We start from the raw sequence: 714 nt of genomic DNA, 5'->3' as shown, positions 1-714 counted from the left end.
ACCAAGGCTTGAAGTTGCTCTGCATCCAACTCGACTTCAGAGCCGTGCCGCACGCCCGGCCAAAAAAAACGTCCTTGATTCAAGCGCCGGGCAGCAAGCCAAATCCCCAAGCCATCATGCACCAGCACTTTCATGCGATTGGCACGACGGTTGGCAAACAGATAAGCACAGTGCGGCTTCGCCGCACCGAACACCGCCACGACCCGCGCCAGCGCAGTTTCAGTGCCTGCGCGCATGTCCATGGGCTCGGTGGCAAGCCAGATGGAGTCGATGCGGATCATCGCAGCAGGTCTCGCAGGAAAGCAGAACACGCCGCTGCATTTTCTGCCGGCCAACTCACCACGACTACGCCTTTTGAATGCGGCACTTCGATTCGGATCGTGGCAGGAAGGGCCTGATGCATCGGCACCGGCGGCGATGTCTTGACCGGGATGAAGGCGGTTTGAAGTGTCAGGTTTTTCTGTGCATGCACCCGAATCCATTTATGGACGAGGTTTGCATTGAGGTTGTGGGTCAAGGCGACATTGGCAATTGAAGTGTCAGGTTGGGCGCACTCAGCAATGACCTGGGCCTTGAAGGACTTGGAATAGGAACGGCGTTCTTGTGGCATGGGCGTCCGCTTAAAAAGGCTAAAAATGGTGTCCACCTATATTTGGGTGGACACCATCGCCTCAAGCGACGGTGTCAGGAAGGTGTGTTGCCCGGACGGTTACG

Annotated in this window: 2 protein-coding genes; both read right to left on the bottom strand. The window is 56.9% G+C overall.

Going from position 1 to position 714, the window contains the following annotated elements; genetic code table 11:
- The coding region (tnpB, locus tag AO388_RS28385; RefSeq protein ID WP_058416093.1) for an IS66 family insertion sequence element accessory protein TnpB at positions 1 to 281 on the bottom strand (281 nt) is incomplete at its 3' end.
- Entirely contained in the window at positions 278 to 610 is a 333-nt protein-coding gene (gene tnpA, locus AO388_RS04065) for an IS66-like element accessory protein TnpA (RefSeq protein WP_003317539.1), read from the bottom strand. The genes tnpB and tnpA, both read right to left, overlap by 4 nt.
- Between the last annotated feature and the right edge of the window lie 104 nt (positions 611 to 714).

Origin of the sequence: Pseudomonas sp. ICMP 10191 (assembly GCF_001467335.1) — a bacterium.
Taxonomy (GTDB): Bacteria; Pseudomonadota; Gammaproteobacteria; order Pseudomonadales; family Pseudomonadaceae; genus Aquipseudomonas; species Aquipseudomonas cerasi.
This window is presented reverse-complemented; position numbering and strand designations above follow the sequence as displayed.